The organism is Gordonia sp. UBA7599, from assembly GCA_002477755.1.
In the GTDB taxonomy this organism is placed as follows: Bacteria; Actinomycetota; Actinomycetes; order Mycobacteriales; family Mycobacteriaceae; genus Gordonia.
Genome location: DLKD01000040.1, coordinates 47,233 through 52,148, shown reverse-complemented (window position 1 = coordinate 52,148; position 4,916 = coordinate 47,233). Strand labels below are relative to the sequence as shown.

The 4,916-nt window shown below is 69.3% G+C and carries 5 protein-coding genes; 3 read left to right on the top strand and 2 right to left on the bottom strand.

Annotated elements, in window-relative coordinates; translation table 11 throughout:
• A partial coding sequence (locus tag B4L26_RS05615) for a phosphoribosylformylglycinamidine synthase subunit PurQ (protein ID WP_290716845.1) occupies positions 1–429 on the top strand: 429 nt, incomplete at its 5' end.
• 1 nt (position 430) lies between these two features.
• Positions 431–1,717 carry a M18 family aminopeptidase gene (locus tag B4L26_RS05610; RefSeq protein WP_290716842.1) on the top strand — a complete coding sequence of 429 codons (1,287 nt, stop codon included), beginning with the start codon at positions 431–433 and terminating at the stop codon, positions 1,715–1,717.
• Between the two features lie 45 nt (positions 1,718–1,762).
• Here B4L26_RS05610 and B4L26_RS05605 read toward each other — a convergent pair whose 3' ends face one another.
• Both B4L26_RS05605 and B4L26_RS05600 read right to left on the bottom strand, forming a co-directional pair.
• Entirely contained in the window at positions 1,763–3,073 is a 1,311-nt protein-coding gene (locus tag B4L26_RS05605; protein WP_290716840.1) for a PQQ-binding-like beta-propeller repeat protein, read from the bottom strand.
• Between the two features lie 19 nt (positions 3,074–3,092).
• Positions 3,093–3,944: an NAD(P)H-binding protein gene (locus B4L26_RS05600; protein WP_290716838.1), complete on the bottom strand. Its 852-nt coding sequence runs from the start codon at positions 3,942–3,944 to the stop codon at positions 3,093–3,095.
• Positions 3,945–4,275: 331 nt separating this feature from the next.
• Here B4L26_RS05600 and B4L26_RS05595 point away from each other — a divergent pair.
• The coding region (locus tag B4L26_RS05595) for a Clp protease N-terminal domain-containing protein (RefSeq protein WP_290716835.1) at positions 4,276–4,916 on the top strand (641 nt) is incomplete at its 3' end.

Here is a 4,916-nt window from a genome sequence, read left to right as displayed (position 1 = left end):
GGCATCTGCAACGGCTTCCAGATCCTGTGCGAGGCGGGCCTGCTGCCGGGCGCGCTGACCCGCAACCAGGGCCTGCACTTCGTGTGCCGCGACCAGTGGCTGCGCGTGGAGAACACCTCGTCGGCCTGGACGTCGCGCTTTGAACCCGGCGCGGAGATCCTCGTCCCGCTCAAGTCAGGCGAGGGGCGCTACGTCGCGAGTGAGGCCGTGCTCGACGAACTCGAAGGCGAAGGGCGGATCGCCTTCACCTATGCCGGGGACAACGTCAACGGGTCGATGCGTTCGATCGCCGGGATCAGCAGCGCTGACGGTCGTGTCGTCGGGTTGATGCCGCATCCCGAGCATGCGACCGAGGCCCTGACCGGGCCCAGCGATGATGGACTGGGCCTGTTCTACTCGGTCCTCGACGCGGTGCTGGCCAAGGCCTGAGATGCCCGCGCTGGACACTTCCGCCACCGCTGCCGGGCTGGCGTCGTTCATCGACGCCTCGCCGTCGCCGTTCCACGTGTGCGAGACGGTGGCCGGTCACCTGCGCGACCAGGGGTTCGTCGAACTCGAGGAGACGCAGGCGTGGTCCGAGTCGGCGGGGAGCTTCTTCGTCCGGCGCGGCGGGTCGATCATCGCGTGGAGTGACCCGGTCGCGCGCACGGGGAGTCCTTTCCGGATCGTGGGCGGGCACACCGACAGCCCCAATTTGCGCGTCAAGCAGCACATCGACCGAGTCGCGGCCGGCCTCGCGACCGTCGCGCTGGAGCCCTACGGTGGGGCGTGGCTGAACTCCTGGCTCGACCGCGACCTGGGCCTGTCCGGGCGGGTGTCGGTGCTCGACGACGGTGCCGTCGTCGAACGGCTGGTGAAATTCGACGATCCGCTGCTGCGCGTGCCGCAGCTGGCCATCCACCTCTCCGATGACCGCAAAGGCGTGAGCCCGGATCCGCAGCGCCATCTTGACGCGATCTGGTCTACCGATCCCAGCGCCCCGGTACTGCTCGACTTCCTCGCCGAGGAACTCGACGTTGACGTCGAGAACTTGCTCGGCTGGGAGTTGATGGTTCACGACGTCGAGCCCAGTCGGATCGTCGGTGCCGAGCAGGACCTTCTCAGCGCGCCGCGGCTGGACAACCAGACCACTTGCTACGCAGGGCTGCGGGCACTGCTCGACGTCGGCATGGACTCGATGCCGCCGCGGGCCACGCCGATGCTGGCGCTCTTCGACCACGAGGAGGTCGGCAGCGGATCGCAGCGCGGCGCCGCGTCGGACTTCTTGGCCTCGGTGTGCGAGCGGATCGTGTTGAGCCGTGGCGGTGACCGCGAGGATTTCTTGCGCACGATGGCCGCTAGCATCTGCGCCTCCGGCGACATGGCGCATGCGACCCACCCGAACTACGCCGAGCGCCACGAGCCCGGTCATCAGATCGCTCTCGGCGGTGGTCCGGTGCTCAAGGTGAACCAGAACCTGCGCTATGCGTCCGACGCACAGGGTGCGGGGATCTTCGAGCAGGCTTGCCGTCGGGCGGGCGTCCCGTTGCAGCGCTACGTGCACCGTGCCGATTTGCCGTGCGGGTCGACGATCGGCCCGATCACCGCGACGAGGACCGGTCTGGTCACCGTCGACGTCGGTGCCCCGCAGCTGGCCATGCATTCTGCGCGTGAGCTGATGGCCGTCGACGATGTGCCGATGTACTCGGCAGCGCTGCAGTCCTTCTACCGCGGCTGACCCGCCCCACCGCCGAGTGGGCACCAAATCTCGCCGAGTGGGCCGTCAGCGCAGCAGCGAGATGGTCGCGCCTTGGCGCACGACGATGTGCCCGGCGACGTTGCTCGCCGTGCCGTTGATCGGGAACTCCCAGGCGATCTTGCCGGTATCACCGTCGAATGCGGTGATCTGGTTGTCGTTGGCCGCAACTATGACGGTGCCGTACGAGCCGACGCAGCGGAGTTCGGCCAGGTTCGTGTCGGGCCGTTGACGGTCGTTCGCAGGTAGATGGCCCACGACGGTCCCCTTGGAATCGAGACGCATGACGTCGCGTGTGCCGTCCTTGCGGGCGAACGCGACGAGCTTGCCGCACGCCATCGGCCGGGCCTTGGACAGCTCGTCGTCGTCGACCGACCACAGGCCCTGGGCCTTCGCCGGGTCGCGGACCTCGAACCGGCCGTGGGTCTGGTTCACCGTGGCCAGGCCCGTGCCCCCGACCACGGGGAGGACGTCGGGACCGCCGAACACAGTCATGCTGCGCGACGTGTGGGTCGGCTTGGGGACGAGCTTGCCGTTGTGGAACCCGTAGAAGTCGATGACGCCCGCATCGCCGGCGTGGCTGATCGCCAGGCCCGTCGGATAGGCCGACACCGTGCACGGCCCGCAGCTCAGCTTCGTGTCGCCGGTGTGCGGATCGACAAGGACGTGGCTCGCATCGGCGAGGCGCACGTCGACGAGGTCGGCCTCGGCCAGGTAGGAGGGAAAAGCCGAATCGGCGAACGTCCGGCTCCATCGGGTCGCGCCGTCGGGTCCGGTGGCACTGACCCGGTAGCCGAGCTGGTCGACACGGATGAAGTCCTTGCCGACGCCGATCATTCGCCCGGTGTCCTGCAGCGGTTGCGCTGGGCCGAGTTCGCCCGACCCCTCGTCGACGAGGTAGTAGCCGTCGGGAACGTTGCCGACCTTGATCGCGCAGGCGACCTGCCCGACGCCGTTGAAGGCGCAGCTGCCCAGCCCGACGGTGACCGGCTTGTCCCAGCGCGGCGCCCCGTCACGGCGGTCGACGGCCAGGAACGCCCGACCCAGGCCCGACGGATAGGCGAGCAGCCAGGTGCCGCCGTGCGTGTCGGCGACGGTGACCGATCCGCCGGAACTGCTGAAGCCGGGGAGGTCGTCGATACCGCGTGTCCAGGCGGTGTCGGGGGGACCGCCGGCGTAGGAGCGGAGTTGGCCGAAGCCGTACGGCTGCCGCTGCGGTGTGTCCGACTTGTGGGCGAGGACGGCCCCGATCGACACCACCATGGCCGCGATGACCACCATCACCACCGTGCCCATCCCGAACGGAAGGCGACGATCCGGTCGGAGGGCGGCACGCATGGATATCAGTGAAGCACGACTAGGCCCGGCTGCTGCGGAGAGTGTCGGCGAACGTGCCAGGCGTGCGGCCAAGCAGTTGCTGCAGCGACGGCGAGGACGTGTCGAGCGCGCCCTGCGCGATACCGGCATCGGTCTCGGCGAGGAACGCCGCCAGCCCCTCGGGCGTGCCGGCCTCGAGCAGTGCCTCGCGGTAGTCCCCGACGGGGAGATCGCGGTATACGACCGTCGTTCCGGTCGCGTCGCCGATTGCCGCGGCGAGGTCGGCATACGACGACGACGGTCCGCCCAGCTCGTAGACCGCGGGGGTGCCGTCGATCAGGGCGGCGGCCGCGGCCTCGCCGAGTTCGGCGCGCGCGGCGCCGGCGACCCGTCCCGTCCCGGCAGCGCCGAGGAGTGCGCCGTTCGCGGACGCGGGTTCGACGTTGGCGAGGAAGTTCTCCCAGTACCAGCCGTTCCGCAGCAGGATGTGGTCGCCGCCGAAATCGGCCAGCAATGCCTCGGTCTCGCGGTGCTCGTCGGCCAGGCCCAGCGGACTGTCGGGGGCATTGACCAGCGACGTGTACGCGATCACCGCGACCCCGGCCGCGGCCGCGGCGCTGATCACGTTGGTGTGCTGTGCGGTGCGTTGGCCGATGGTGGGCGACGACACGAGGAGCAGGCGGTCCACACCGGTCAGTGCGGCCGCCAGGGCGTCGGGATCCTCATACGGTGCGACGCGGACGACGACGCCGTCGGCGGCGAGGCTCTCGGCCTTAGCGGCGTCGCGGACGACCGCGACGATGTCGGAGGCGGGCACACCTTTCGTGCGCAGGGCCGCGACGGCGGCCGCGCCCAATCCTCCGGTGGCACCGGTGACGGCGTAGGTGGTCATGTGGATCCTCTCCTCGGCGGATGTGCGACACGGAGTGCAACCGCCGCAGCCCACCACTGATTCCCGAGGCCGGGATGGCCGGGGCCGCGGTGTTCGCTGTTGGCGTAGTCGGCGGTGCAACTGTGGGGAACACCAGCTGTGCTAGCGGCGTTGACCAGGATTAAGCGCCCGCCCTGATGGGTGGCGCCGCCCGGCACCGGCGTCGGGTGGGCCTTTTGCCCGCCTATCGATTGCGGGTGCGGGTCCAAACACCACTAGAGTGGAAGCAAGCAGGTCAACCACTGCGCAGCGGGGCGCAGCCGACCTGAGTGGAGCCACGTAAGGGAGAACGATGTTCGAACGGTTCACCGACCGCGCACGCCGGGTTGTCGTCCTGGCGCAAGAAGAAGCGCGGATGCTCAATCACAACTACATCGGCACCGAGCACATCCTGCTGGGCCTCATCCACGAGGGTGAGGGCGTGGCGGCCAAGGCGCTCGAGTCGCTGGGGATCTCGCTGGAGGCGGTGCGCACCCAGGTCGAGGAGATCATCGGCCAGGGCCAGCAGGCGCCGGCCGGGCACATCCCGTTCACGCCGCGTGCCAAGAAGGTGCTGGAGCTCTCGCTGCGCGAGGCGCTGCAGCTCGGGCACAACTACATCGGCACCGAGCACATCCTGCTGGGCCTCATCCGCGAGGGTGAGGGCGTGGCGGCGCAGGTGCTGGTCAAGTTGGGCGCCGACCTGAACAAGGTCCGCCAGCAGGTCATTCAGCTGCTGAGCGGCTACCAGGGCAAGGAGCCGCAGGAGGCGGGTACCGGTGGTCGCAGCAGCGAGTCCGGCACCCCGTCGACGTCGTTGGTCCTCGACCAGTTCGGCCGCAACCTGACCGCCGCCGCTGGCGAGGGCAAGCTCGACCCGGTCATCGGCCGCGAGAAGGAAATCGAGCGGGTCATGCAGGTCCTGAGCCGCCGCACCAAGAACAACCCGGTGCT

Coding starts and splice junctions, on each gene's coding strand:
- B4L26_RS05605 (WP_290716840.1), bottom strand. CDS start 3,073: ATGCGTGCCGCCCTCCGACCGGATCGTCGCCTTCCGTTCGGGATGGGC.
- B4L26_RS05610 (WP_290716842.1), top strand. CDS start 431: ATGCCCGCGCTGGACACTTCCGCCACCGCTGCCGGGCTGGCGTCGTTC.
- B4L26_RS05600 (WP_290716838.1), bottom strand. CDS start 3,944: ATGACCACCTACGCCGTCACCGGTGCCACCGGAGGATTGGGCGCGGCC.